The organism is Sporomusa sp. (assembly GCF_057736855.1).
In genome coordinates this window covers 1-2,064 of sequence record NZ_JBYKYF010000424.1, presented here as the reverse complement: position 1 = coordinate 2,064, position 2,064 = coordinate 1, and the positions used below count along the sequence as shown (strand labels likewise).

The following is a 2,064-nucleotide window of genomic DNA, read 5'->3' as shown; positions in this document are numbered from 1 at the left end:
GTGCTATCACCGCCTTGTTAGCCATATTGAAGTGGAAAAGTATTTGGAGTTTTCTTCAAGGAATCTATTTCCTGTTAAAATTCAGTAAATTCGGGGTCGCTTGCTTATCTATGCTGGCTACCCTTGGTGTGTATGCATGGTTTTATGGGATTTGGTGGGCGGTTGGTTTTGTGTTGTTGATTGCCATTCATGAATATGGCCATATGTTTGCTGCAAAAAAGCAGAATATCCCGGTAACGGCACCTGTCTTTATTCCGTTCTTAGGAGCACTGATCGGCCTTAAGGAACCGCCTAAGGATGCTGCAACAGAAAGCGTCATTGCCTATGGCGGTCCGCTATTTGGCTTTTTAGGTACTGTGGTGTTTCATGCAGCTGCCTATGTGTTTCAGTCGCCGCTACTGTTCTCCCTGGCTTTTACCGGATACTTTCTTACCCTGTTTAACCTCATTCCGGCCTCGCCGCTTGATGGTGGCCGCATTGCCGGTGCGGTATCTCCGTATATCTGGATTTTGGGAATACCATTGGTTGTTGCTCTCATCTGGTTCAGTTTTAGTCCTATCTTATTTCTAGTGTTGTTTGCGGCAGTGCATCGCGCATGGGAGTTCTGGAAGCACCGGCATGATGAGTATTATCATACTCACATAAGGTTTCGGCTTAAGATCGGAACTGCTTATCTTGTATTGATGTTATTGAGTGGGATATTAACCTACGAAGCTCACCTTACGGCTGAGGCGTTGCGACCTCGTTAACGTAACGAGAGTAGACTGCAATTGTGCTGCGAGAAATCTGGGTAGTCAGATTTTCGCTTTTGTTGTTAAAACACATTCGATAACACGGCAATGCATGGTGTAGAGTATTATAAAATAAACATAGCAATTAACTTGTTTAAAAGGACTTGGTAGAAGCCAAGTCTTTTTCTTATCACCAGCGCCGTAAGTTTTACTACTACTATTTGTTTGGATTGGGCGACAACTCTGTAGCAAATTTTTTTATTAAAAATAAAGTATTGTAAGAGAACAAGCATAACGGAGATAGTTTGAAAAAAATGCAATAAATCTCTGTTTCTATAATAATTTAAAACTTTAACTTTTTATTAAGTTAAAGTAATATAATAATAAGTTTGAAAGCTAGACAAAGGCGGAGGATTTGTTTATGAAAAAAGTAATTGGCTTACTAGTGTTTCTAATGATGATGGGGCTGCTGCTTGCCGGGTGCGGCAGTACGGAAACGAAAGCGCCTGCCAAAAAAATTGTAATTGGTTTGGATGACAGTTTTCCACCAATGGGCTTCAGGGATGAGAAGAATAATATAGTTGGCTTTGATATTGACATGGCTAGAGAAGCCGCAAGAAGACTCAACATGGAGGTCGAGTTTAAAGCGATCGATTGGAGTACCAAAGAATCGGAATTAAACGGCAAACGTATTGATGCGTTATGGAATGGAATGAATATTACGGAAGAACGCAAAAAAAATGTATTGTTTAGCGATCCATATATGGAAAGCAAACAGCTTATTTTTGTACTTGCCGGTTCGCCGATTAAAAGCGCTGCCGATCTGGCCGGCAAAGTAGTAGGTGTGCAGTTGTCAAGTATTGGTGAGGAAGTTGTGAATAAGGATGCTAAATTAAAGGCTTCTTTAAAAGACTTCAAAACGTATCCGGACTGTATTTCAGCCTTTATGGACCTTAAATCCGGTCGACTGGATGCAGTTGTAACAGATGAAATTCTAGGTAGATACTATATGTCTAAAGAAGTTGGCCAGTATGAAGTGATTGAACAGCCGCTTGGCGAAGTAGGTTACTACGGAGTTGGCTTTAGAAAAGAAGATAAGGAACTGCGCGACAAAGTGCAGGCTGTTCTTAATGAAATGAAAAAAGATGGCACTTCTGCACAAATTTCGAAAAAGTGGTTTGGTGCCGATATTGTGAAATAGAGCGTTGGGGGGCGTGTCGCAAAACGTTTATGGAAAAAACGTCTTGTGACACGCCTCTTTTTAGTAAAAAGAAGAAAAATAGGCTCTATAATAAATGTTGGGGTAACCAGTTCTACAACTGGAACTGCCTCA

2 protein-coding genes are annotated in these 2,064 nt (G+C 41.0%); both read left to right on the top strand.

The window, feature by feature from the left end:
• Positions 1 to 749 (top strand): site-2 protease family protein (locus AC29Z1_RS17165; RefSeq protein ID WP_488272665.1); only part of this gene is annotated, 749 nt, incomplete at its 5' end.
• A gap of 403 nt (positions 750 to 1,152) precedes the next feature.
• The gene (locus tag AC29Z1_RS17160) at positions 1,153 to 1,932 is read left to right on the top strand and encodes an amino acid ABC transporter substrate-binding protein (protein WP_488272664.1); all 780 of its coding nucleotides are present in this window, start codon (positions 1,153 to 1,155) and stop codon (positions 1,930 to 1,932) included.
• Positions 1,933 to 2,064 lie beyond the last annotated feature (132 nt).